Source organism: Nocardioides seonyuensis (assembly GCF_004683965.1).
Classification (GTDB): Bacteria; Actinomycetota; Actinomycetes; order Propionibacteriales; family Nocardioidaceae; genus Nocardioides; species Nocardioides seonyuensis.
The window spans coordinates 2,007,876-2,029,451 of sequence record NZ_CP038436.1 but is presented as its reverse complement, the minus strand read 5'-3'; the positions used below and the strand labels follow the sequence as shown (position 1 = coordinate 2,029,451).

The 21,576-nt window shown below is 72.3% G+C and carries 20 protein-coding genes; 6 read left to right on the top strand and 14 right to left on the bottom strand.

The features are described 5' to 3' along the window. Window positions 1–61 precede the first annotated feature (61 nt). From grpE to EXE58_RS09835, 5 genes are all read right to left on the bottom strand, one after another. Window positions 62–691, bottom strand: coding sequence for a nucleotide exchange factor GrpE (gene grpE / locus EXE58_RS09855; RefSeq protein WP_135267717.1), 630 nt, complete (start codon window positions 689–691; stop codon window positions 62–64). Continuing rightward, window positions 688–2,553, bottom strand: a complete 1,866-nt coding sequence (gene dnaK / locus EXE58_RS09850) for a molecular chaperone DnaK (protein WP_135267716.1) — start codon at window positions 2,551–2,553, stop codon at window positions 688–690. Before dnaK ends, grpE begins: the two co-directional genes overlap by 4 nt. Window positions 2,554–2,693: 140 nt before the next feature. Next, on the bottom strand, window positions 2,694–3,533 hold the full coding sequence (locus EXE58_RS09845; protein WP_244242169.1) for a GNAT family N-acetyltransferase: 840 nt from the start codon (window positions 3,531–3,533) through the stop codon (window positions 2,694–2,696). After that, window positions 3,530–5,215: an ABC1 kinase family protein gene (locus EXE58_RS09840; protein ID WP_135267715.1), complete on the bottom strand. Its 1,686-nt coding sequence runs from the start codon at window positions 5,213–5,215 to the stop codon at window positions 3,530–3,532. The genes EXE58_RS09845 and EXE58_RS09840 overlap by 4 nt, the downstream gene beginning before the upstream one ends. Continuing rightward, window positions 5,212–5,883 carry a methyltransferase gene (locus EXE58_RS09835; RefSeq protein ID WP_208543963.1) on the bottom strand — a complete coding sequence of 224 codons (672 nt, stop codon included), beginning with the start codon at window positions 5,881–5,883 and terminating at the stop codon, window positions 5,212–5,214. Before EXE58_RS09835 ends, EXE58_RS09840 begins: the two co-directional genes overlap by 4 nt. A gap of 137 nt (window positions 5,884–6,020) precedes the next feature. Between EXE58_RS09835 and EXE58_RS09830 the strand changes: the two genes are divergently transcribed. Beyond that, entirely contained in the window at window positions 6,021–6,719 is a 699-nt protein-coding gene (locus tag EXE58_RS09830) for an SGNH/GDSL hydrolase family protein (protein ID WP_135267714.1), read from the top strand. Between the two features lie 25 nt (window positions 6,720–6,744). On the opposite strand, the gene EXE58_RS09825 is transcribed toward EXE58_RS09830, so the two are convergent. Further along, window positions 6,745–7,233 (bottom strand): MarR family winged helix-turn-helix transcriptional regulator, encoded by a 489-nt coding sequence (locus EXE58_RS09825; RefSeq protein ID WP_135267713.1) that lies wholly within the window; start codon window positions 7,231–7,233, stop codon window positions 6,745–6,747. Between the two features lie 40 nt (window positions 7,234–7,273). Between EXE58_RS09825 and EXE58_RS09820 the strand changes: the two genes are divergently transcribed. Both EXE58_RS09820 and EXE58_RS09815 read left to right on the top strand, forming a co-directional pair. After that, on the top strand, window positions 7,274–8,203 hold the full coding sequence (locus tag EXE58_RS09820; protein WP_167288784.1) for an EamA family transporter: 930 nt from the start codon (window positions 7,274–7,276) through the stop codon (window positions 8,201–8,203). Continuing rightward, on the top strand, window positions 8,200–9,396 hold the full coding sequence (locus tag EXE58_RS09815) for an MFS transporter (RefSeq protein ID WP_244242168.1): 1,197 nt from the start codon (window positions 8,200–8,202) through the stop codon (window positions 9,394–9,396). The genes EXE58_RS09820 and EXE58_RS09815 overlap by 4 nt, the downstream gene beginning before the upstream one ends. A 10-nt stretch (window positions 9,397–9,406) precedes the next feature. On the opposite strand, the gene EXE58_RS09810 is transcribed toward EXE58_RS09815, so the two are convergent. After that, entirely contained in the window at window positions 9,407–9,937 is a 531-nt protein-coding gene (locus tag EXE58_RS09810) for a hypothetical protein (RefSeq protein WP_135267711.1), read from the bottom strand. Window positions 9,938–10,078: 141 nt separating this feature from the next. Here EXE58_RS09810 and EXE58_RS09805 point away from each other — a divergent pair, with 141 nt between their 5' ends. Beyond that, window positions 10,079–10,357 carry a hypothetical protein gene (locus EXE58_RS09805; protein WP_135267710.1) on the top strand — a complete coding sequence of 93 codons (279 nt, stop codon included), beginning with the start codon at window positions 10,079–10,081 and terminating at the stop codon, window positions 10,355–10,357. After that, complete coding sequence (locus EXE58_RS09800) at window positions 10,354–11,223, top strand: hypothetical protein (protein WP_135267709.1); 870 nt, start codon at window positions 10,354–10,356, stop codon at window positions 11,221–11,223. The genes EXE58_RS09805 and EXE58_RS09800 overlap by 4 nt, the downstream gene beginning before the upstream one ends. Here the strand turns inward: EXE58_RS09800 and EXE58_RS09795 are convergent. The 7 genes from EXE58_RS09795 to EXE58_RS09765 all read right to left on the bottom strand — a co-directional run bounded on the left by EXE58_RS09795 (window position 11,193) and on the right by EXE58_RS09765 (window position 20,864). Continuing rightward, on the bottom strand, window positions 11,193–11,960 hold the full coding sequence (locus tag EXE58_RS09795) for a sucrase ferredoxin (protein ID WP_135267708.1): 768 nt from the start codon (window positions 11,958–11,960) through the stop codon (window positions 11,193–11,195). The two genes, EXE58_RS09800 and EXE58_RS09795, sit on opposite strands and share 31 nt — an antisense overlap. A gap of 76 nt (window positions 11,961–12,036) precedes the next feature. Beyond that, window positions 12,037–12,408 carry a bleomycin resistance protein gene (locus tag EXE58_RS09790; RefSeq protein WP_135267707.1) on the bottom strand — a complete coding sequence of 124 codons (372 nt, stop codon included), beginning with the start codon at window positions 12,406–12,408 and terminating at the stop codon, window positions 12,037–12,039. Window positions 12,409–12,518: 110 nt separating this feature from the next. Then, window positions 12,519–15,449 carry a helix-turn-helix transcriptional regulator gene (locus tag EXE58_RS20320; RefSeq protein WP_167288781.1) on the bottom strand — a complete coding sequence of 977 codons (2,931 nt, stop codon included), beginning with the start codon at window positions 15,447–15,449 and terminating at the stop codon, window positions 12,519–12,521. Window positions 15,450–15,759: 310 nt separating this feature from the next. Then, a complete protein-coding gene (hutI, locus tag EXE58_RS09780; RefSeq protein ID WP_135267705.1) occupies window positions 15,760–16,962 on the bottom strand; it encodes an imidazolonepropionase in 1,203 nt (400 codons plus the stop codon). A gap of 44 nt (window positions 16,963–17,006) precedes the next feature. Next, complete coding sequence (locus EXE58_RS09775; protein ID WP_135267704.1) at window positions 17,007–18,329, bottom strand: formimidoylglutamate deiminase; 1,323 nt, start codon at window positions 18,327–18,329, stop codon at window positions 17,007–17,009. Beyond that, on the bottom strand, window positions 18,326–19,555 hold the full coding sequence (locus EXE58_RS09770) for an allantoate amidohydrolase (RefSeq protein ID WP_244242167.1): 1,230 nt from the start codon (window positions 19,553–19,555) through the stop codon (window positions 18,326–18,328). Before EXE58_RS09770 ends, EXE58_RS09775 begins: the two co-directional genes overlap by 4 nt. Window positions 19,556–19,763: 208 nt before the next feature. Next, complete coding sequence (locus tag EXE58_RS09765) at window positions 19,764–20,864, bottom strand: PLP-dependent cysteine synthase family protein (protein WP_135267703.1); 1,101 nt, start codon at window positions 20,862–20,864, stop codon at window positions 19,764–19,766. A gap of 32 nt (window positions 20,865–20,896) precedes the next feature. On the opposite strand from EXE58_RS09765, the gene EXE58_RS09760 reads away from it, so the two are divergent. Beyond that, entirely contained in the window at window positions 20,897–21,526 is a 630-nt protein-coding gene (locus EXE58_RS09760) for a nitroreductase family protein (protein WP_135267702.1), read from the top strand. Window positions 21,527–21,576: the final 50 nt, after the last annotated feature.

Sequence of the window (21,576 nt, the reverse complement as noted above, 5' to 3'; positions counted from 1 at the left end):
CGGAGTCGGGACGTCATACGTCCGGGACACACGGTCCTGGCGGACGTATGACGTCCCCGGGTCACTCGCCCTCGACCGGGTCGACGACCAGCACCTGTGCGGCGCGGACCACCCGCTCACCGATGGCGTAGCCGGACTTGGCGACCACCTTGATCGTGGTCACCTCGACCTCGGGGTCCTGGCCCAGGTGGCTCAGGGCGTCGTGGCGCGTGGGGTCGAACGGCTCGCCCGGCTCGGCGAACTTCACCAGCCCGGCCGTCGCGACCGCCCGCTCCAGCTGGTCGGCGACCGACTTGAAGCCGCCCTCCACCTCGCCGGCCTCACGAGCCCGGTCGATGGTGTCGAGCACCTCGATGACCGGGGTGAGCGCCTGGTAGGCGGCGTTCTCGCGGATCAGGTCGCGGTCGCGGTCGACGCGCTTGCGGTAGTTGGCGTACTCGGCCGAGAGCCGCTGGAGGTCGTCGGTGAGCGCGGCGAGGGAGTCCTTCATCGCACCCAGGTCCTCGAGCTCGGTGTCGACGTCGGGGTCACCCGTCCCGCCGGTCTCGTCCGAGGCCCCCTCGACCGCGTCCTGCAGGGCGGCCGAGTCGTCGGCACCCGAGGCGGGGGCCTCCCCGGAGGGAGGAGCCTGGGTCGGCTCCTCCCCCGCGACGGCTCCGGCCGGGTCGACCGGGCGGTTCTCCTCGGTCACTTGGACTCACCCTCGGTGTCACCCGAGTCGGCGGGCTCGTCCACGATCTCGGCGTCGACGACGTCGTCGTCGGCCTCGCCGGTCGCGCCCGTGGTGCCACCGGCCGCTGCCTGGTCGGCCTCGGCGGCGGCGTACATCGCAGCGCCCATCTTCTGGCTGGACTCACCGAGCTTGGTGATCGCGCCGGTGATCTCCTCGGCGGAGGCGTCCTCGCGGGCGAGGGTCTCCTTGAGGGCCTCGACGTCGGCCTTGACCTCGGTCTTGACGTCCTCGGGGAGCTTCTCGTCGTTGTCGGTCAGGAACTTCTCGGTCGTGTAGACGAGCTGGTCGCCCTGGTTGCGCGCCTCGACGGCCTCGCGACGCTTGGCGTCCTCCTCGGCGTACTGCTCGGCCTCCTTGACCATCCGGTCGATCTCGTCCTTCGACAGCGCGCTGCCGCCGGAGATCGTCATCGACTGCTCGCGACCGGACGCCTGGTCCTTGGCGGAGACGTGGACGATGCCGTTGGCGTCGATGTCGAAGGTGACCTCGATCTTGGGCAGGCCGCGCGGGGCCGGCGGGAGGCCGGTCAGCTCGAAGTTGCCGAGCGGCTGGTTCTCCGACCACATCGGACGCTCGCCCTGGGCGACCTTGATCTCGACCGAGGGCTGGTTGTCGTCAGCGGTGGTGAAGATCTCCGAGCGCTTGGTCGGGATCGTGGTGTTGCGCTCGATCAGCGTGGTCATCACGCCGCCCTTGGTCTCGATGCCCAGCGACAGCGGGGTGACGTCGAGGAGCAGCACGTCCTTGACCTCGCCCTTGAGGACGCCGGCCTGCAGGGCCGCACCGAGAGCCACGACCTCGTCGGGGTTGACGCCCTTGTTGGGCTCCTTGCCGCCGAGCAGGTCCTTGACGACGTCGGCCACCGCGGGCATGCGGGTCGAGCCGCCGACCAGGACCACGTGGTCGATGTCCTTGACCGCCACGCCGCCGTCCTTGAGGACGTTCTGGAAGGGGGTCTTGGTGCGGTCGAGGAGGTCGGAGGTCATCTTCTGGAACTCGCTGCGGGTGAGCTTCTCCTCGAAGTGCAGCGGGCCGCCCTCGCCGTGGGTGATGTAGGGCAGGTGGATCGTGGTCTCGCTCGAGGACGAGAGCTCGATCTTGGCCTTCTCGGCCGCCTCCTGGAGGCGCTGCTTGGCGATCTTGTCGGCCGCGAGGTCGACGCCGTGGTTGTCCTTGAACTTCTTGACCATCCACTCCACGACGCGGTTGTCCCAGTCGTCACCACCGAGGTGGTTGTCGCCGGAGGTCGCCTTGACCTCGACGACGCCCTCGCCGATCTCGAGCAGGGAGACGTCGAACGTGCCGCCACCGAGGTCGAAGACGAGGATCGTCTGGTCGTCGCCCTTGTCGAGGCCGTAGGCCAGCGCCGCCGCGGTGGGCTCGTTGACGATGCGGCTGACGTTGAGGCCGGCGATCTCACCGGCCTCCTTGGTGGCCTGGCGCTGGGCGTCGGAGAAGTAGGCAGGCACCGTGATGACCGCGTCGGTCACCGGCTCGCCGAGGTAGGCCTCGGCGTCCCGCTTGAGCTTCTGCAGCACGAAGGCGCTGATCTGCTGGGGCGTGAAGGACTTGTCGTCGATCTCGACCTTCCAGTCCTCGCCCATGTGGCGCTTGACGGACCGGATGGTGCGGTCGACGTTGGTGACGGCCTGGCGCTTGGCGACCTCACCCACGAGGACCTCGCCGGACTTGGTGAACGCCACGACCGAGGGGGTGGTGCGAGCACCCTCGGCGTTGGCGATGACGGTGGGTTCGCCACCTTCGAGGACGGCGACGACGGAGTTCGTCGTACCGAGGTCGATTCCGACCGCACGAGCCATGGGGAGTACCTCCTGTGCTGGCCCCGGCGCCACACCACCGTGTTCGGCGGCAGCCCCTCCGGGGAATGTCCGTGGATGCCAATCCTGCCCGGTTGCGGACCGATTGGCAAAACACTTGAGTCAGGTTGACTCAACTGTGTTCACATGGCACAACGCATGGGGGGCCGGATCATTCCCGCTCGCCGGAGATTTCTCAGCGCGTCCAGACGTACGGCGTCGTGGTCGTCACCGCGACCAGCCCGGAGCGCTCCAGGATCGGGCGCGACATTCGCGGTGCAGTCGGAATGGATGTGGGTCACTCCACGCGTGATGGCCGAGCGGGCGCGGGCAGCCACCAGTGCGCGGTAGACACCCTGACCACGCCAGTCGGGGTGGGTGCCGCCGCCCCAGATCCCCGCGAAGCCGGTGCCCGGCACCGGGGTCAACCGGCCGGCGCACACGACCTCGGAGCCCGACTCGACGAGCCAGAACTCCGAGGTGCCCGCCTCGAGCTCCGTGAGAGCCGACATGACCGACTGCCCGGGCGTACCGAAGATCCGGTCCTGGAACGCGATCAGCCGCTCGAGGTCGTCGCGTGCGTCGGCGCCGGCCGCGATCCTGCGCAGCGAGAGGCCGGGCGGGAGGGGCACGTCGACGGCGAGCGACGTCGCCTCGCCGATCATGACGGTCTCGACCTCCTCCGCGACGAAGCCGCCCGCCACCAGTCGCTCGCCGAGGTCCTCGGGGAGGTCGTGACCGCGCGTCTTCCACTCTGCTCGGGCGACGTCGGTGTGGTCGCGGTAGTGGGTGACGGTCTCGGCGATGAGCCGGTCGAGGTCGTCGCCGGCCACGCCGCCGAGGCTGCGGTAGGTCACGAAGCCGCCGTGGTCGAACTCGGCCCACCACACCGGCCCGTGCTGCTGCACGTCAGTGGCGCTGCGCAGCTCCGCGCCCTCGCGCAGCTGGTCGTCGTACGCCGCCAGCAGGTCCTCGCGGGTCACCGCGCACCCTCGCTGCCGGATTCGCGCGCGGTGCGGGCCACCTTGCGGTCCGTGGTGAAGATCCAGACGGTCAGGGCGAGCCCGGCGAAGACCGCGAAGACGAAGAACAGCAACGCCACCGTGGGGAGGCCCAGGAGGGTGTTGTCGCTCGGCACCCTGGTCAGCAGCGCAGCCCCCAGGATCGTGGCCGCGATCACCATGCCCAGGGTGATCCGGTTTCCGACCCGCTGGAGCACGGTGTAGAAGCGCTCCTCGTCGAGGGCGTGGACCTTCAGGTGGAACTCGCCCTCGGCCAGGGTGTCCATGATGCGATTGGCCCGCTTGGGCAGCATCGCCGTGAACTCCTTGGCCTCCAGCGCGGCGGCGAGCAGGCCCTCGGCGCTGACCTTCAGGCCACCGGCCATCATCTCACCGAGGTTGTCGCGCAGCGCGGCCGCGGGCTCGAAGTCGGGATCCAGGCGCAAGGTGGCCTCGTCGAGGTTGAGGAGCGCCTTGCCGATCATGGACATCTCTGCGGGCGGGCGCAGCCCGTGCAGCCCCGAGAGCCGGCTGAGCTCGACGAGCACGGACCCCGCCTGGAGGTCGCTGCCGGCGTTGATCGCCTCGGAGACCAGGTGGCTCACGTCGTCGCGGAACGCGGCGGAGTCGTAGTCGGAGAGCGGGTGGCCCATCGCCGCGAGGACGCGGGCGGCCTCCTCTCCGTCGCCGTCGCTGATCGCGAGCAGCAGCTTGAGCACCTGGTCCTGCAACCCCGGCGGCACCGAGGCCACCATGCCGAAGTCGATGAGGGCCAGGCGCCCGTCGTCGGTCAGCAGGAGGTTGCCGGGGTGGGGATCGGCGTGGATGACCCCGGCGTCGAGCATCATCGTGAGGTAGAACCCGAAGAGCTGGTCCACGATCGGTCGGCTGTCGAGGTCGACCAGTCCGAGCGGTCCGATGTCGGTGATCTTGCGACCGTCGACCCGGTCCATGGTGAGCACGCGGCCGCTCGTGTGCGAGGGGACCGGCGCCGGGACGACGAGCAGGTCGTAGCCCTCGGTGAGATCGATGAAACGCTTGAGGTTGCGGGCCTCGCGGCGGTAGTCGAGCTCGCCGGCCAGGGAGCGGCCGAACTGGGACACGAGCTTCTCGAGGCCGTAGCGGCCGGCGGCGGTGCGCTTGTCGGCCGTGGCCGCGAGCCTGGTGAGCATCTCGATGTCGGCCTTGGCCGTGTCACGCACGCCCGGGCGCTGGACCTTGACGACCACCCGTCGCCCGCCCGGCAGCGTCGCCGCGTGGACCTGACCGAGGGAGGCGGCCGCGAGCGGTGTCTCGTCGAAGTCGTCGAAGAGGTGGCGCAGCTGGCCACCGAGCTCCTGCTCGACGATCTCTCGCACCTGCTCGAACGGGAACGGCTCCACCTCGTCCTGCAGACGGGCGAGGGCGGTGGTGTAGGCCGCGGGCAGCAGGTCGTAGCGGGTCGAGAGCAGCTGGCCCAGCTTGACGAACGTCGGTCCCATCGCCTCGAGGTCTGCCGTCAGTCGCTCCGCCTGGCCCTCGTCGCCGAGCGGTCCGTCCTCGTCGCCGAAGGTGAAGTCTCCGAGCCCGGAGTCGGCCAGGATGTCGGAGCGACCCAGGCGCCACGCCACGCGCGCCAGGTCGCGGTAGCGGCCCGCGGTCGACTGGCTCGAGCCACCGCTCATGCTCGGATGCCCCGGTCGTCGACGAGCTCGAGCCGCAGGAGGGCGCCGCGGTCACCGAAGCGTCGTACGTCGTGCAGGTGCAGGCCGTGCGCCGAGGCCTCGGCGGCGACGGCGTCCTCCTGGGCGGGACCGACCTGGAGGATCAGCACCCCGCCGTCCTCGAGGTGTGCCGCAGCCACGGCCAGGCAGGTGCGGGTGAGGGCGAGGCCGTCGGGGCCGCCGTCGATCGCGTGGACGGGGTCCTCGGGGAAGCGGGGTACGACGTCGCTGGGCACCCAGGGCGGGTCGGCGACCACCATCGCGAAGCGCTCGTCGTCGCCGACGACCTCGTCGATGCGGCCCTGGCGCACCTCGACCCGGTCGGCCAGCCCGGCACGCTCGGCGTTGCGCCGGGCATGGCCGCACGCGACAGGGTTGTCGTCGACAGCAACCAGCGTGCGGTTGGCGTGGAGGACGGCGTGGAGCCCGATGTGACCGGCTCCGGTGCACAGCTCGAGCACCGGCCCGTCGGGGGCGGTGGGCAGCAGCTCGCTGGCCCAGTCGGACTGCGCGAGGGTCCACTCCCGCGGGGCGATGACGCCGTCCTCGTAGGAGATGTCGAGCTCACCGAACCGGACGCACCTCTCGGTCACGGCAGTGGTGGTCGGGGACGAGGTGGTGGGCAGCACAGGACTCCTTGCAGCGGGTTGGCGCACGAGCTGCCACGACCGTATCGCGTCCACGCTCACGCTCCCCCACGTCACTTCTTGGGGAACTCAGCGCGAAAACACCTGCGCGGCAGGTCGGGCACGACGACAATGGGACCGTGATCCACCGGGGGGGCACGAGGCGTCTCGTTGCCAGCAGCGTCGTCGTACTGCTCTGCGCTGCCCTAATGGCGCTCTACATCGCGGACCGGGCCGGCGCCGACGTGACGCCGTGCCAGGCGGCGCGCGCGGCGTCGGCTGCACGCAGCGACACCATCACAGGTTCGGGCGCGCGCACGGTCGTGATCGGTGACTCGTGGTCGGTGGGCCTCGGCCTCGACGAGCCGGCGGGCTCCTGGCCCGCACAGCTGCCGGGCGAGGTGCACGTCGAGGGCTTCTCCGGCTCAGGCTTCAGCGAGACCGCGTCGCGGTGCGGTGACGTGTCCTTCGCGGCCCGCACCCCACGCGCCACGCTCGGGGGCGCTGACCTCGTCGTGGTCGAGGGAGGGCTCAACGACTTCGACCAGCCGCCCGCCTCGACCACGCGCGGCTTCGAGCGGCTGCTCGACGCGCTCGCCGACCACCGGGTCGTCGTCGTGGGGCCGGCCGACGCCCCCTCGCGCAGCGCGGGGGCCCGACGGGTCGACGCCCTGCTCGAGCGCCTGGCCCGAGAGCACCACGTGCCCTACGTCAGCACCCTCGACCTTGACCTGGACTATCTCGACGACGACCTGCACCTGACGGGCGAGGGCCACGAGGACTTCGGCAGAGTCGTGGCCGAGCGCGTCGGCGAGGCGGCAGCGGGCCTGACCAGGTAGACCGACGACCGAGGCACGAACCGGCTCACACGCCGAGCTCGGTGGCCCAGCGCGTGAGCAGACGGGTGAGTCGCGCGCGCTCGAGCTCGGTGAACCCTGCGAGGAGCCGCTCCTCGTTGGCGACATGCTTCTCGACCAGCCGGTCGACGAGCTCGCGGCCTGCGTCTGTCAGGGCGACCCGGCTGACCCGCCGGTCTCGCTCGTCGGTCGAGCGGGTGACCAACCCCAGCGACGCGAGCCGGTCGACCCGCTTGGTCACCGTTCCCGAGGTGACCATGGTGGTGGCGCCGAGCTCGCCCGGGCTCAGCTCGAACGGGGCCCCTGAACGCCGCAGCGCCGCCAGCACGTCGAAGTCGCCATCTCCGAGACCCTCCTCCGCGAACACCGGGCGCAGCTCCTGGTGCAGGGCAGTAGCGACTCGGTGGAGCCGCCCGATGATCCCCATCGCGGACGTGTCGAGGTCGGGGCGCTCGCGGGCCCACTGGGAGAGGATGCCGGCGACGTGGTCAGACATGGCTCGGAATATATCTTCTTTGGAAGATATTATCTCTTCCATGGAAACCATTCTTCGCCACCGGCTCGGCATCTTCCTCCTCACAGCGGTGGCGCCTGCGGCCTGGGGGACCACCTACATCGTCACCTCAGAGCTCCTGCCGCCCGACCGTCCGCTCTTTGCCGCCCTCGTCAGGGCCCTGCCGGTCGGCCTGCTGATGCTGGCGTGGCGGCGCCAGCTCCCGCCTCCGGGGTGGCGGCTCAAGGCGGTCGTCCTCGGCCTCTGCAACATCGGCCTCTTCTTCCCGCTGATCTTCGTCTCGGCCTACGGCCTGCCCGGCGGCCTGGCAGCCACGATCCAGGCGACCTCGCCGCTCGCGGTCATGGTGCTGGCCCGACTGATGATCTCCGAGCCCGCCACCTCGCGCCGGGTCGCGGGTGGGCTGCTCGGTGTCACAGGGGTGGCACTCCTGGTCCTCGGCACACCGGACGGCGTCACAGGCATGGGCCTGGCCGGGGCGTTCGCGTCCGTGCTGGTCAGCGGCGTGGGCTTCGTGCTGGTCAAGAAGTGGCAGCCTCCCGTGGACATGCTGACGCTCGTGTCGTGGCAGCTCGTGGTCGGAGGCCTCTTCCTGCTGCCACTGTCCCTCGTCGTCGAGGGAGCGCCTCCGCGCATCGACCTCCAGGCTGCGGTCGGCTTCACCTGGCTCGCGGTCGTGGGCACCGGGCTGGCCTACGTGTGCTGGTTCACCGGGCTGCGCGCCATGCCTGCCGGTGGCGCCGCCCTGGTCGGCCTGGTGAACCCCGTCGTCGGCACCGTCCTCGGCGTCGTGCTCGCGCACGAGGTGTTCGGCCCGGGTCAGGCCATCGGGGTCGTGCTGGTGCTCGCCGGGGTCCTCCTCGGCCAGCTCCGCGGCCGCTCGGTGGCCGCGCGAGACGCCGCCGCGCCCGTCGTCGTACGACGTCCACGCTGGACTAGCGTGTCACGGTGACGTCCCCGGCCGGTGCCGACTTCAGGCTCCGCGACATTTGGCTGGCGGCCTACGGGCCCTCGGTCGTCAGCTCGGTGGGACACGGCGCCGTCATGCCGGTCCTGGCGCTGCGGGCGCGCGACCTCGGGGCCGACGTAGGGACCGCCGCAGTCGTCGTCGCGATGCTCGGCATCGGCATGCTGGTCACCAGCCTGCCCGCCGGGGCCCTGGTGGCCCGGATCGGCGAACGACGAGCGCTGGTCGGAGCCGGGCTGCTCGACGCCGTCGCGATGACGCTCGCCGCGACATCGTCCTCGGTCGTCGCCCTCGCCGGGGCCGTGCTCCTCAGCGGCATGGCATGGACCGTGTTCCTCATCGCTCGCCAGGGCTTCCTCATCGATGCCGTGCCGGTGCGGTGGCGGGCGCGGGCGATGTCGCTGCTCGGAGGCTCCTTCCGCATCGGGGTGCTCGTAGGGCCCCTGCTGGGCGCGGCCCTGATCACGCAGTGGGGCATCCCCGGCGTCTTCTGGCTTGCTGCCGCACTCGCACTCGCCTCGGCCGCCTTGGGTGGGATCGTGCCCGACCTCGGCGGTGAGGTCCGGGCGCGCGCCCGGGCCGAGGGGCACCTCTCGGTGCTGTCGGTGGTCCGCACCCATCGCCGCACCCTCGCCACGCTCGGCGTGGCCGTGGTGATCCTGGGCGCGAGCAGGTCGCTGCGGGCCAGCCTCCTCCCCCTCTGGGCCGACCACGTGGGCCTCTCCGCCTCGGTGACCTCGCTGATCTTCGCCTTCGCGGCCGCGCTGGACGTCGCCTTCATGTGGCCGGGCGGCTGGCTGATGGACGTCCGCGGACGGATGGTCGTCGCCGTGCCGGTCGTCGCGTCGATGGGGCTGGGCTGTCTCCTGCTGCCGCTCACCTCCACCGCCGCGGGTGTCACGGCCGTCATGGCGCTGATCGCCGTCGGCAACGGCCTGGGCTCCGGGATCGTGATGACCCTCGGCGCGGACACCGCTCCCGTCGCCGGGCGCGCGCAGTACCTCGGGGCGTGGCGGCTGTGCGGTGACGTGGGGAACTCCGGCGGTCCGCTCCTGGTCAGCGCCGTCGCGGCCGTGGCACCGCTCGCGACCGCGTGCGTGGTGGTCGGCGGGCTCGTGCTCGCCGGGACCGGGTGGGTCGGCGTGTGGACCCGCCGCCTCGACCTCGCCGGACGGTGACCCGGCGTGCCTATCCGACGGTGACCGACACCTCGTTGGAGACCTTCTGGGTGTCGGTGTCGATGACCCGGAACTTGTTGGGGCCCGGGCGGCTGGTCTGGACGTAGGTCGCGAACGTCGACCCGCTGACCGACATCGTCACCGGGAAGTCGGACCACTCGCCGTCCTCGAACCGCTGGACCTGGAGGATCGCACCCTCGCCGGTCGGGTAGGTCCCCGTCAGGTCGATCTGCTGCATGGGCGCCACGGAGACCTGGCTGGCCGACAGGCTGATCTCGGCCGCCGGCGCCTCGGTCTCGGTCTCGGTCGGGCTCTCGCTCGAGGGGCTCGCCGCTGTGGTCGTCGGGGTGTCGGAGGGCTTGGGGAGGTAGAGGCCGCCGTTGCTGGAGCCGCTCGAGGAGGACGAGCCGTCGGAGCCGCCCACACCCAGCGCCTTCACGCCAACGAGCATGGCGAGGCCACCGAGCACGCCGACGACGACCGCGACGGCGGCCAGGGCGACGAGTCCGGCGAGGACCGGCTGCTTCTCGGTGTCGATCACAGGACAGGGCTCCAGGACATGTGGAAGGCGGGCGTCGACCATTCTCCGGGATCAGCACGACGATCACCAAGCGCGGACGGTTCTCCACAGGTCGACGACGGCGCGGTTTCACGGTCCTCGGTCCGGGGCAGATACCAAGTCATGAGACCTCTGGCCCTAGAGCCCCGACTGCTCCGCGGCATCCTGCGCGACCTCGAGTCCGCCAGCGACGAGGTGGCGGCGGCGGCCGCCCGGGTCGTCGCCCCGCAGCACCCCCACCCCTGGCGCGGCCTCGTCGAGCGCGGGGTCACGGCGCTCCTCGACGAAGCAGCCGAGCTGGCCGAGGGCTGCCGTCGGCTGGCGGATCGGCTCGAGGACTCGGTGGTCGACTTCGAGCAGGTCGACGACCACGTCGCGGGCGCGGCGAGCGTGCGCCGGTGACGGCGGCCGTGTGGGGTGACCCCCTCTCCTGCCGCTACTCCTGGATCGCTCCCGCCGACCTCGCCAGCTACGCCGACGTCGTCCGCCACGTCGCCCGCAAGGTCAGGGGGACGGTCACCGGCCTCGAGAGCGTCACCGCAGTCCCCGAGCCCGTCTTCGCAGGAGCCACCGCCGACGCCGTGCGGTCCCACGCCCGTCGGCGATCACACGACGCCACCTCGCTCCACGTCTCGCTCAGGTCGGTGGCCGACGCCATCCACGAGCACGCCGCCATGCTGGGCCGCTACCGCGATGCCCTCGAGGGTCTCCGCGACCTGGCGACCAGCCGCGGCCTCGAGGTCCGCGACCACCGGATCTGGCCCCCGCCGCCGGCTCCTCCCTCCGGCCACACCCCCCAGCAGTACGACACCTGGGTCACCGCGTGGAGGTCCTACCGCACCTGCTTCGACCTCAAGGCCGAGATCGAGGCGGAGCGTCGCGAGCAGTCGCTCGAGCTGACGCGCGCAGTCACCGCCCACACCGGCGCCCTGCCCGAGCCCCGGGTCGACGACCGGCGCGCGGGCGGGCACGGCGTCGTCGGCTTCGGCCAGGACGACGGTGACCACGCGCGTCGCCGGGGCGCCGAGCAGGCACGCCAGACCCTGGAGGTCCACGACGCGCTCGAGTCGGCCCTCGACCAGGTCTCGCGCCTGCGACAGGACCACCGGACGGCCCTCGACGAGCTGCACCGGCTGGGCCGGGCGGGCGCCAGCGACGACGAGCTGACCGCCCAGGCGCGGGAGGTCAGGATCGCCGCCGAGGCGCTCCGCACGGAGCGGGCTCGGGCGGCGGGGCTTCAGTCCGAGCTGGCGGAGCGGATCTCGTAGCGCGTGGTCGCCTTCTCCTGGGGCGACCCGCACGACTGACGACGCAGCGGACCGGGATGGGCCACCACCTCGACGTCAGGGCTGCCGCCCGCGAGGACGTGCAGCTCCTTGACCTGGGCCGTCCCGGGGAGTCCCGCACGACCTCGACAGTGCTCGACCGGGACCTCGCCTCGCTCGAGCGCGTCGCAGACCTCACCGACGTTGTTCGCGTCCAGCCTCCCGAGCGTGAAGCCACTGGGCAGTGCCAGCAGGGTGCCGGAGAACCTGTGCCCTCCCAGATGGGTGGTCTCCCAGGTGCCCTCTGGCCACCGACGGCTGAGCACCTCGGCGATCGGCCGTCCGATCTCGGCACAGCACCGGTCCCGCCGGCCGTTGGTGCAGACCAGCCACAGGGGGTCGTCGTAGGGTCTCAGGGTCGTGAGATCGAGGTCGACGAGGTCGAGCGGGTCCGGCAGGACGGTGGTGGTCACCGCGAACCCGACCCCCTCGCGGCGCGACCGGAACACCCTGGTTCCCGGACCGCTGCTCCCCCCGGGGCGACGCAGCAGGAGCACCTTGACGCCGTCGAGCGCCGCCAGGTGCTCACGCACCGGTGCGGCGAGCCGGTTCTCGCGCACGGCGTCATGGCCCCACGGGCCGGGTGCCTCGACGAGCAGCAGGTCGGTATCGGTGAGTGCCGTGCCGGCGAGGGGCTCGTCGTCCTCCGCACTCGCGGCAGAGCACCGGAAGTCGGGCATGCGGCCAGTCTTCCCGACCCGCGCCGCCGACGTCCTCGCGGGTCGGGACCGGACGAGGTGACCGAGGTGTGGCCGGCTACCCCGCCTCGGGATTCTGCACGAGGCGCAGCAGGTTGCCGTCGAGGTCCACCAGGGCTCCGATCCGCATCCCCGAGTCCTCGACGCGAGGCGCGTGCAGCCGGGGCCAGCCGAGGTGGGTCTCCGCGAGTCCGGTGGCCGCGCAGGCGGCGTACAAGGCATCCACGTCGTCCACCCGCAGGCAGCAGCTCGACGCCGTCGAGGCGGGATCCATGCCGGGGTCGGGGAAGAACTCGAGCATCACGGTGCCTCGCTGCATGATCAGCCAGCCGGGGTCCCCGAAGACCTTCTCGAACCCCAGGGCGGAGTAGAACTCCACCGTCGCGTCGAGGTCGCGCGCGGGGAGGTTCGGGGTGGCGTGGTCGACCATCCGGCCACGCTAGCGGCGCGGACACCCATCCGTCCCCGCCGCTTCCCGAGATGGTCCGCTGCCGCCTCCCGACATGGTCCCGGGGATGGGGGGCGGGGCGGTGGTGCTGGTCAGAGGAGCCCGCGCCTGCGCGCGATCGCCGCCGCCTCGGTGCGGGACGCCGCACCCAGCTTGCCGAGGATGTTGGAGACGTGGACCGAGACGGTCTTGGTGGCGATGAACAGCTGCTTGCCGATCTCGCCGTTGCTGCGCCCCTCGGCGACGAGCGCCAGGATCTCGGACTCGCGGCGGGTCAGGGAGACCGCGTCCACGGAAGGACCGGCGACCGGGGCGGACCCCTGCGTGGTGAGCCTGGCCAGCAGGGGCTCGGCTCCCATCGCGCGCGCCGACTCCCGGGCCAGGTCGGCAACACGGCGCGCTCCCACGGTGTCGCCGGTCGTGCGGAGGACGCCCGCGAGCCGCACCCGTACGGCGGTGAGCTCGGGCACGTCGCCGTAGGAGTCGAAGGCAGCTTCAGTCGCCCGCCACGCCGAGACGAGCTCCTCGTGCGTCGGCGGCTCGACCTGGGCCGCCCAGCGCCACCGGAGGTGCTCGGCGGTCCTGCGCTGCACCCAGGCGTGGTACTCGGGCCCGAGCAGCTCGTCGTACTGGGCGTAGAAGTCGATGACGTGGTCGCCGTCGGCGAGGAGGCGCTCGACCGCGTCGCGGGCTGACTCCCGCTGCTCGGCCGACTGCCCCGACGCGGCGTCGGCGTGGACGCCGACGACGAGCGTGGACAGCCGCAGCCTGGCCTGGAACCACTCACGCCACAGGGGCCTGAGGGTGGCGACGACCTGGTCGTAGACCGCCTCGGCCGCCGCGACGTCGCCTCTCTGCTCGGCCTCGAGCAGCTCGGCGGTGCCGGCTGCGAGCGCGATCATCCCGTCGCGCGACCAGTGGGGCCGCAGCTGCTCGAAGGAGTCGCCGTGCCGGCGGCCACGCAGCACGCAGATTCGGACCTGGAGGGCGAAGTAGAGCCACTCGTAGACCAGGGGCGGGTCCTGGCCGGTCACGTCGAGGAGCTGGTTGGCCTCCTCGAGACGACCCTGGAAGATCAGCACGACGGCCCGCAGCGCACGAGCCTCGGCGACGTACGGCGACCAGCGCAGGCCGGTCTCCTCGCCTCGGGCGATCACCCTCTCGAAGGCGGCGAGCGCGTCGGCGTACTCGCCACGGTCCTGGTGGAGCCGGGCGAGGAAGTAGAGCGCCCTCAGCTCGGGCTCGACGAGTCCCTCGGCGCGGGCCGCCTCCACGGCCGACCACCATGCCGCGTGAAGCTGGGCGGCCTGCGCCTGGTCGTCGGGGTGGGGAGCGCCCAAGTTGGCGAGCGTGGTCGTGATGTCCACGATCACGCCGGTCAGCCCGTGGCGCTCGGCCAGGGCCAGGGCCTCCATCGCCGTCTCACGGGCCTCGTCGGCGTTGAACCGGCCCATCGCCTGGGCGCGCGTGGCCAGCGCGCGGGCCAGCAGGGGTGGGGGTCCGTCGGCCAGCAGCTCCACCGCCTCGGCGGCGATCTTCTCCGGCGACTCGGTGGAGTCGATGAGCAGCAGGGCGGCCGCGATCGCGGTCAGCAGCTGGCCGCGCTCCTCGGCGGACGCGTCCGCGGGCAGGCCGTCGAGATGGCCACGGAGCACCTTGACCGCCTTGGACACCCGACCGGCCGCAACGAAGGCCTCGGCGCAGCGGCGCACGAGGGCGGACTCGTCGACGTCGTCGGGTCGCTCCTCGAGGGTGCCGAGGATCTCCAGCGCGTCCAGGAAGTGGGTGGCGGCCTCGTTGGGACCACCGACCGACATCGCCTCGTTGCCGGCGGAGACCAGGGCCCGCAGGGCGACGCGGTGGTTGCCGGCGCGGCGGGCGTGCTGGGCGAGCTCGGCGTTGGTGCCGACGGCGCGCTCGCAGCACATCGCGTCGACGAAGGCAGCGTGCAGTCGCGCGCGCTCGCCGGGCAGGAGGTCGTCGTAGACCGCCTCGCCGAGCAGGGCATGACGGAAGGCGTAGGCCGACTCGCGGACGGCCACGAGCACGTTGGACTCGACCGCGGACCGGACGCCGCGCTCCAGCGTCGCCTCGTCGAGGGTGGAGACAGCGGCCAGGAGATCGTGGGACACCTGTCGACCGGCGGCGCTCGCGAGGCGGACCACCTGACGCGCGTCGTCGTCGAGCCGGTCGAGCCGCACGAGGAGCACGTCGGCGAGCTCGATCGGGAGCCCGCCCGTGCTGCTCGCGCCCACGAGCTCCTCGACGAAGAAGGGGTTGCCCTCCGCACGCGACTCGATCGCGACCAGCTCAGCCTCGGACATGGTGCCGGGACGCAGCATCTTGACCAGCCGGCGCACGTCGGAGTTCGAGAGGGGGTCGAGCGCGACGCGCTCCACGTCACGCAGCCGGCTCCACTCCGCCACCTGGGGCCGCAGGGGGTGGCGGCGGTGGAGGTCGTCGGCGCGGTAGGAGACCACGAGCGCGACAGGGTGCTCGAAGCCGCGGGAGAAGAGGAAGCTGAGCATGTCGCGGGTCGCCTGGTCGGCCCAGTGCGCGTCCTCCACCACGAGGAGCAGCGGCGCCTCGGCGGCGAGGGTCTCGAGGAGGTCGTGGACGCCGGCGAAGACGTTGCCCGGGTCAAGGGCGAGGTCGGAGGCCTGCTCGTCCGTGCGCCGGACCCGGCGACCGGGCAGGAGACGGGCGAGGGTGGCGTGCCGCTCGGTCACCTGGGTGACGGCGGCTGGCTGGTCCACGGAGAGCCGGCCGAGGATCTCGGAGAAGGGAAGGTAGGGGAGGGCGCTGTCCGCGACGTCGAGGCAGTGGCCGGCGACCACCCGCCACCCCTGGGCCACGGCGACGTCGCGCAGCTCGGTGAGCAGGCGGGTCTTGCCGACGCCGGCGTCCCCGGCGAGCAGCACGGAGCGGGTGCCGCGGGCGGGCGCGCGGATGCCGAGCTGGGAGACCAGTGTCTCCAGCTCGGCATCGCGTCCGATGAGGTCGGGACTGCGCAACGACGGCACGGACGACATTGTGTCGCCTTCGAGCGACGTCGCGCCTCCGACTTCGGTGCTCGTCATCCCTCGGTGGCGTCGTGGCGACGGGTCCAGCGGCGGGCGTTCCTCACGTCCTCGCGGATCCGCTCCTGGCGGTAGGCGACCTCGGCCCGGATGAAGCTGTCGGTGTTGAACATGTCCTTCTCCTCTGTTCCCCGGCCCTCGTGGGCCGATGAGAAGAGACTCCGTCGCTGAGGTAGGCCCAGACATCGGGTGGCTGCCCTATCTGCGCGTGCGCCCTACCTCAGATCGCGGCGGTCCCGCCGCGGCAGCTACCTCAGAGAGTCGGGCGCCCGCCCTGCCAGACGCCGGCTACCAGCGGGACTCCGGGGCGATAGGCGAGGTGGAGGTACGACGGCGCGTCCAGGAGGACGAGGTCGGCGGCCTTTCCCGGGGCGAGGACCCCGACGTCGTCGCGGTCCAGCGCGGCCGCCCCGGCAGCGGTGGCGGCGTGGAGGGCCTCGGCAGGGCTCATCCCCATCTCGCGCACGGCGAGGGCGATGCAGAAGGGCAGCGAGGAGGTGAAGCACGAGCCGGGGTTGCAGTCGCTGGCCAGCGCCACCTGCACGCCGGCCGCGAGGAGACGACGGGCGTCGGGATAGGGCTGCCGGGTCGAGAACTCCACCCCGGGCAGCAGGGTGGCGATGGTGCCGCTGTCGGCGAGGGCGGCGACGTCGTCGTCGGAGAGGAACGTGCAGTGGTCGACGGCCCGGAGGCCGAGCTCTGCCGCGAGCCGGACACCGCCGCCGTAGGTCAGCTGGTTGGCGTGGAGGCGCCCCCGCAGCCCGGCGTCGGCGCCGGCTGCCAGGATCGCCCGTGCCTGGTCGACGTCGAAGGCCCCCTCCTCGCAGAACACGTCGATCCATCGGGCGTGCGGGGCGGCCGCGGCGAGCATCGGCCCGGTGACCAGGTCGACGTACTCCTCGGGGGTCGTGCCGGAGGGCACCACGTGTGCGCCGAGGAAGGTCGTGTCGTCGGTGAACTGCCTCGCGACGGCCAGGCTGCGGGCCTCGTCGGCGACCGAGAGGCCGTAGCCGCTCTTGATCTCCAGCGAGGTCGTGCCCTGGGCGCGCATCTCCGCGACGAGCCTCGCCACGTGTGAGGTCAGCTGCTCATCGCTCGCGGCGCGGGTCGCGGCGACGGTGGTGCGGATACCGCCGGCGGTGTAGGGCTCGCCGGCCATCCGGGCGGCGAACTCCGCGGCCCTGTCTCCGGCGAAGACCAGGTGGCTGTGGCTGTCGACGAAGCCGGGGACCACCGCACGGCCGCCGGCGTCGACCTGCACGTCGGCGGCCGGGGCCTCGGCCGCGGGGCCGACCCAGGCGACGGTGCGTCCCTCCAGCACGACGGCCGCGTCGCGGACGAGACCGAGGACTGCATCGCTGCCCTCACCTCGGCGCGCCGGGTCGTTGGTGGTGAGCTCGCCGATCCCGGTGATCACCGTGCTGGGCCGGGCCGTGGCCGGCCGGGGTGTGCTCATCCGACCCTCCCTCGCGCTCGTGTCAGGGTAGGCGCCGGCCTCGATCACTGCCAGACCGTCCTGACTGCCTCGTCGAGCTCGCGGGCGACCTCGCGGCGGTCACCGGGCTCGATGATCCAGCGACCGTCGGCCATCACTCGTTGCACGTCCTCCGCAGTGGCGGCGAAGACGACGGCGTTCTCGTCCCGGCCGGTGCCGGCGGTGCGCACGCTCGCCGGGTCGAGCACGACGAGGTCGGCCCGCATGCCGACGGCGATCCGGCCTGCGTCGGGCCAGCCCAGCGACTCGTGGCCGTCGACCGTGGCGGCGCCGAGGAGCTCCGCGGCGCTCCAGTGGCCCCGCTGCTGCGTCGCGAGTCGCTCGTGGAGCTCGACAGCGCGCATCTCCTCGAACAGGTCGATGACCGCGTGGCTGTCGGAGCCAAGCGTGAGGCGGGCGCCCGCCTCGTGGAGGCGCCGCGAGGGCCCGATGCCGTCGCCGAGGTCGCGCTCGGTGGTCGGGCAGAAGGACGCGTAGGCACGAGCCTCGCCGACGCGGCGGACGTCGTCGTCGGTCAGGTGGGTGGCGTGGACCACGGTGGTCCCCGGGCCGAGGAGTCCGTGGTCGGCGAGCAGTCGCGTGGGCGTGACGCCGTACCGCTCGAGGCAGGCCTGGTTCTCGGCGACCTGCTCGGACAGGTGCACGTGGAGCACCTCGGGCTTCCACGTGGCGAGCTGCTGGAGGTCCTCGCCGGGGTCCCTGAGGGCGCGGACCGAGTGGAGCGCGCTCGCGAACCTCACGTGGGCGGCCGCGTGCTGTTCCAGCAGGGCGGCCCGCGCTGCCCATCGGGGGGCACTGCCGTCGCTGTAGCGCACCTGCGCCCCGACCGGGTCCTCGCCGAACCCGCTGGAGAGGTAGAGCGTGTCGAGCAGGGTGAGCCGGATCCCGGCGTCCTGCGCCGCCGCCACGAGCGCCAGGCCCATCGCGTTCGGGTCGGCGTAGGCACTGCCGTCCGGCCGGTGGTGCACGTAGTGGAACTCCCCCACGCAGGTGATCCCGGCCGCCGCCATCTCGCGATAGGTCGCCCGGGCCAGGGCCAGGTAGGTGTCGGGCTCGAGCGTCGCGGCGACGTCGTACATCTGGTCGCGCCAGGTCCAGAACGTGCCGCGCCCCCGCTGCGTGCGACCGCGGAGGGCACGGTGGAAGGCATGGCTGTGGGTGTTGGCGAGGCCGGGTACGACGAGCCCGGCGACGCGGTCGGCCGACCCGGCGGGCTCCGGCGCGGTGCTCGTGTCCACCCGGGTGAAGCGGCCGTCGACCACCACGACCAGCACCTCGTCGTGGAACGCGCCGTCGACCCAGGCCCGCTCCAGCAGCAGCGCGGTCACCGGGCCAGGTCCGCGAGGACGTCGGCGAGGGCGGTCACGCCGGCGAGGCAGTCGGCAGTCTCGGCCCTCTCGGCGGGCGAGTGGGACACCCCGGTGGGGTTGCGGACGAACAGCATCGCGGTGGGCACCCCGGCGGCCGAGAGGATGCCGGCGTCGTGCCCGGCCTGGGTGGGGATCACCGGCCAGCCGTCGGTGCCGCCGTCCGGCGACCGGCCCAGCGCGGAGAGGCGCGATGCCAGCTCGGGGTCGAAGGCGACGGACCCTGACACCGACTCGGCGGTGACCGTCACGGTGGTGCCGTCGTGACCGGCTCGGTCGCCCGCCCGGCGGCTGACGTCGTCGACCAGCGACTGCAGAGCTTCCTCGCTCGCCGCGCGGGCGTCGAGCCAGGCGGTGACCCGGGAGGGCACGGCGTTGGTGCCGTTGGGCTCGACCCGGACCCGCCCGAACGTCGCGCGCTCGTGGGTCAGGCGCGCTCCCTCGTCGGCGGCCAGTGTCGTCGCGGCGAAGGTCAGCATCGGGTCGCGGCGGTCCTCCATGCGTGTGGTCCCGGCGTGGTTGGCCTCGCCTGCGAAGTCGAAGCGGAAGCGGCCGTGAGGCCAGATACGGCTGGCCACGCCGACTGCGGCCTCGCGGTCGACCAGGTCGCGCCCCTGCTCGACGTGGAGCTCGACGAAGCACCCGACGTCGTCGAGGCCCAGCAGCCCCGTGTCGGGCTCGAGGCCGGCGTCCGTCACGGCATCGGCCAGGAACACCCCGTCACGGTCGCGCAGCTCCCGCGCGGTCTCCCAGGACGTCGCGCCGGTGACCAGCCGCGAGCCGAGGCAGGCCAGGCCGAATCGCGAGCCCTCCTCCTCGACGAACGTCCCCACCCCGATCGGCCGGGAGGGGGTGAACCCGCGCTCGCGCAGCTCGTCGACCGCCGCGAGGGCCGAGACGACGCCGAGCGGGCCGTCGTACGCCCCGCCGTCGAGCACCGAGTCGAGGTGGGACCCGGTCAGCACGCCGGGTGCGGCCGGCTCGCCGTCTGGTCGCCACCACGCGACCTGGTTGCCGATCCCGTCGGTCTGCACCGTCAGCCCGCGAGCGGCGCACTGCTCGGCGAACCAGGCGCGCAGCTCGGACTCGGCGGCCGTCCACGGCTGGCGGAAGTAACCGCCCGAGGTCGCCGATCGCCCCACGGGCGCGAGGTCGCGCCACATCTGCTCGAAGGTCGATGCGGGCATGGGGACCAGTCCACCGGACGGGACGTCCGGCAGCAACGCGACACGGCGCCGGTCCGTCTCGAATCCGAGACACCTCCTCCCCCTGGTAGTCCGTATCAAGAAGCTCGTCAGACCAGCCCTCGCATGAGCTATTTGATACGGACTATCTCGAGAGGGGGTTCAGGCCGGGCAGGCCGGCACACCGGACGGCCGTCGGGTCGGCGCTGTGTCAGGTGGGCCAGGTTCCCTGGTCCCAGGCCTGCTCGAGCACGTCGAGGTAGGGCGCCAGGTCCCACCCCTGCTCAGCCACCCAGGCCTCGGAGAAGTAGGTGTCGAGGTAGCGCACCCCGTCGTCGCAGAGCAGCGTGACGATCGAGCCCGTCTCGCCGGCAGCGGCCATGTCGCAGGCGAGCTTCACCGCGGCGTAGAGCGCGGTGCCGGTGGAGGGCCCCGCGAGCAGGCCCGTGCGCGCGCGCAGGAAGTGGGCGGCGGCGACCGACGCCGCGTCGGGCACCCTGACGAGCCGGTCGATGACAGCCGGCAGGAACGACGGCTCCTGGCGCGGACGGCCGATCCCCTCGATCCTCGAGCCGCACGTCGTCTCACCGCAGTCGGGATGCCGGAAGGCCGCGAGGAACGCGGAGTCCTCGGGGTCGACGACGCACACGCGCGTCGACAGCCCGCGGTAGCGGACGTAGCGGCCGATCGTGGCGCTCGTCCCTCCGGTCCCGGCCCCGACGACGACCCACTGCGGCTCGGGGTGCCGCTCCATCGACAGCTGCTCGAAGATCGACTCGGCGATGTTGTTGTTGCCCCGCCAGTCGGTCGCGCGCTCGGCGAAGGTGAACTGGTCGAGGTAGTGGCCGCCCTTCTCGGCCGCGAGCCCCCGCGCGACGTCGTACACCGACGCCGGGTCGTCGACGAGCACGCACTGGCCACCCTCGCGCTCGATGAGTGCGATCTTCGACGGCGACGTCGTGCGCGCCATCACCGCCGTGAAAGGAAGCCCGAGGATCATCGCGAAGTGGGCCTCGCTCACCGCCGTGGAGCCGCTGGAGGCCTCGACGACGTGGGTGCCCTCGTGGATGAGACCGCTGCAGAGGCCGTAGAGGAACAGCGAGCGCGCCAACCGGTGCTTGAGGCTGCCGGTGGGATGGGTCGACTCGTCCTTGAGGTAGAGGTCGATGCCGGGCAGGCCGGGCATGGGCACGGCGTGGAGGTGGGTGTCGGCCGAGCGGTTCTGGTCGCGCTGGAGCTTGCGGATGGCGGTCACGACCCAGGCCCGGTCGGCCGGGTCCAGGTGGTCGACCTCGATCAACGGCTCGCTCATCGGGCCAACCTAACGCGTGCCAGAGTCGCCCCATGGAGTTCCAGGAGGTCGTCCGTCGCCGCCGCATGATCCGGAGGTACGACGACCGCCCCGTCGCCGCCGAGGTCGTCGACCGGATGCTGGCCAACGCCCAGCGCGCCCCCAGCGCCGGCTTCAGCCAGGGCTGGGCGTTCCTCGTGCTCGACACCGCCGAGGACGTGGCCCGCTTCTGGGACGCGACGACCCCCGTCACGAAACCCCCCAGCACCTGGCTCGATGGCATGCGCACGGCACCCGTCGTCATCGTCCCGTTGGCGAGCAAGACCGCCTACCTCGACCGCTACGCCGAGGGTGACAAGGGGTGGACCGACCGCGACGAGCATCGTTGGCCGGTCCCCTACTGGTACGTGGACACCGGCATGGCGTCCCTGCTGATCCTGCAGACAGCCGTCGACGAGGGGCTCGGGGCCTGCTTCTTCGGGATCCCGCCGGAGACGATCCAGCCGTTCCGCGAGGCGTTCGGCGTGCCCGGGGAGCACCACCCGATCGGCGCGATCACCGTCGGCCACCGCGTGGCGGACGCCGGCGCAGCGGGGTCGCCGGCGCGGCGGGAGCGTCGTACCGACGTGGTGCACCGCGGCCGCTGGAGCGGCGACACGCCCCCGACCCGCCAGCATCCATAGTCCGAACGGACTAGTTGCCCCCAGAACGCTCGATGCCGCGCGAGCCAGGA

Bases quoted from the DNA above. Each gene is read 5' to 3' on its own strand.
- EXE58_RS09805 (WP_135267710.1), top strand. From the start codon at position 10,079: ATGAGACCTCTGGCCCTAGAGCCCCGACTGCTCCGCGGCATCCTGCGC.
- hutI (WP_135267705.1), bottom strand. From the start codon at position 16,962: ATGAGCACACCCCGGCCGGCCACGGCCCGGCCCAGCACGGTGATCACC.
- dnaK (WP_135267716.1), bottom strand. From the start codon at position 2,553: ATGGCTCGTGCGGTCGGAATCGACCTCGGTACGACGAACTCCGTCGTC.
- EXE58_RS09760 (WP_135267702.1), top strand. From the start codon at position 20,897: ATGGAGTTCCAGGAGGTCGTCCGTCGCCGCCGCATGATCCGGAGGTAC.
- EXE58_RS09795 (WP_135267708.1), bottom strand. From the start codon at position 11,960: ATGCCCGACTTCCGGTGCTCTGCCGCGAGTGCGGAGGACGACGAGCCC.
- EXE58_RS09825 (WP_135267713.1), bottom strand. From the start codon at position 7,233: ATGTCTGACCACGTCGCCGGCATCCTCTCCCAGTGGGCCCGCGAGCGC.
- EXE58_RS09765 (WP_135267703.1), bottom strand. From the start codon at position 20,864: ATGAGCGAGCCGTTGATCGAGGTCGACCACCTGGACCCGGCCGACCGG.
- EXE58_RS09790 (WP_135267707.1), bottom strand. From the start codon at position 12,408: ATGGTCGACCACGCCACCCCGAACCTCCCCGCGCGCGACCTCGACGCG.
- EXE58_RS09820 (WP_167288784.1), top strand. From the start codon at position 7,274: ATGGAAACCATTCTTCGCCACCGGCTCGGCATCTTCCTCCTCACAGCG.
- EXE58_RS09840 (WP_135267715.1), bottom strand. From the start codon at position 5,215: ATGAGCGGTGGCTCGAGCCAGTCGACCGCGGGCCGCTACCGCGACCTG.
- EXE58_RS09770 (WP_244242167.1), bottom strand. From the start codon at position 19,555: ATGCCCGCATCGACCTTCGAGCAGATGTGGCGCGACCTCGCGCCCGTG.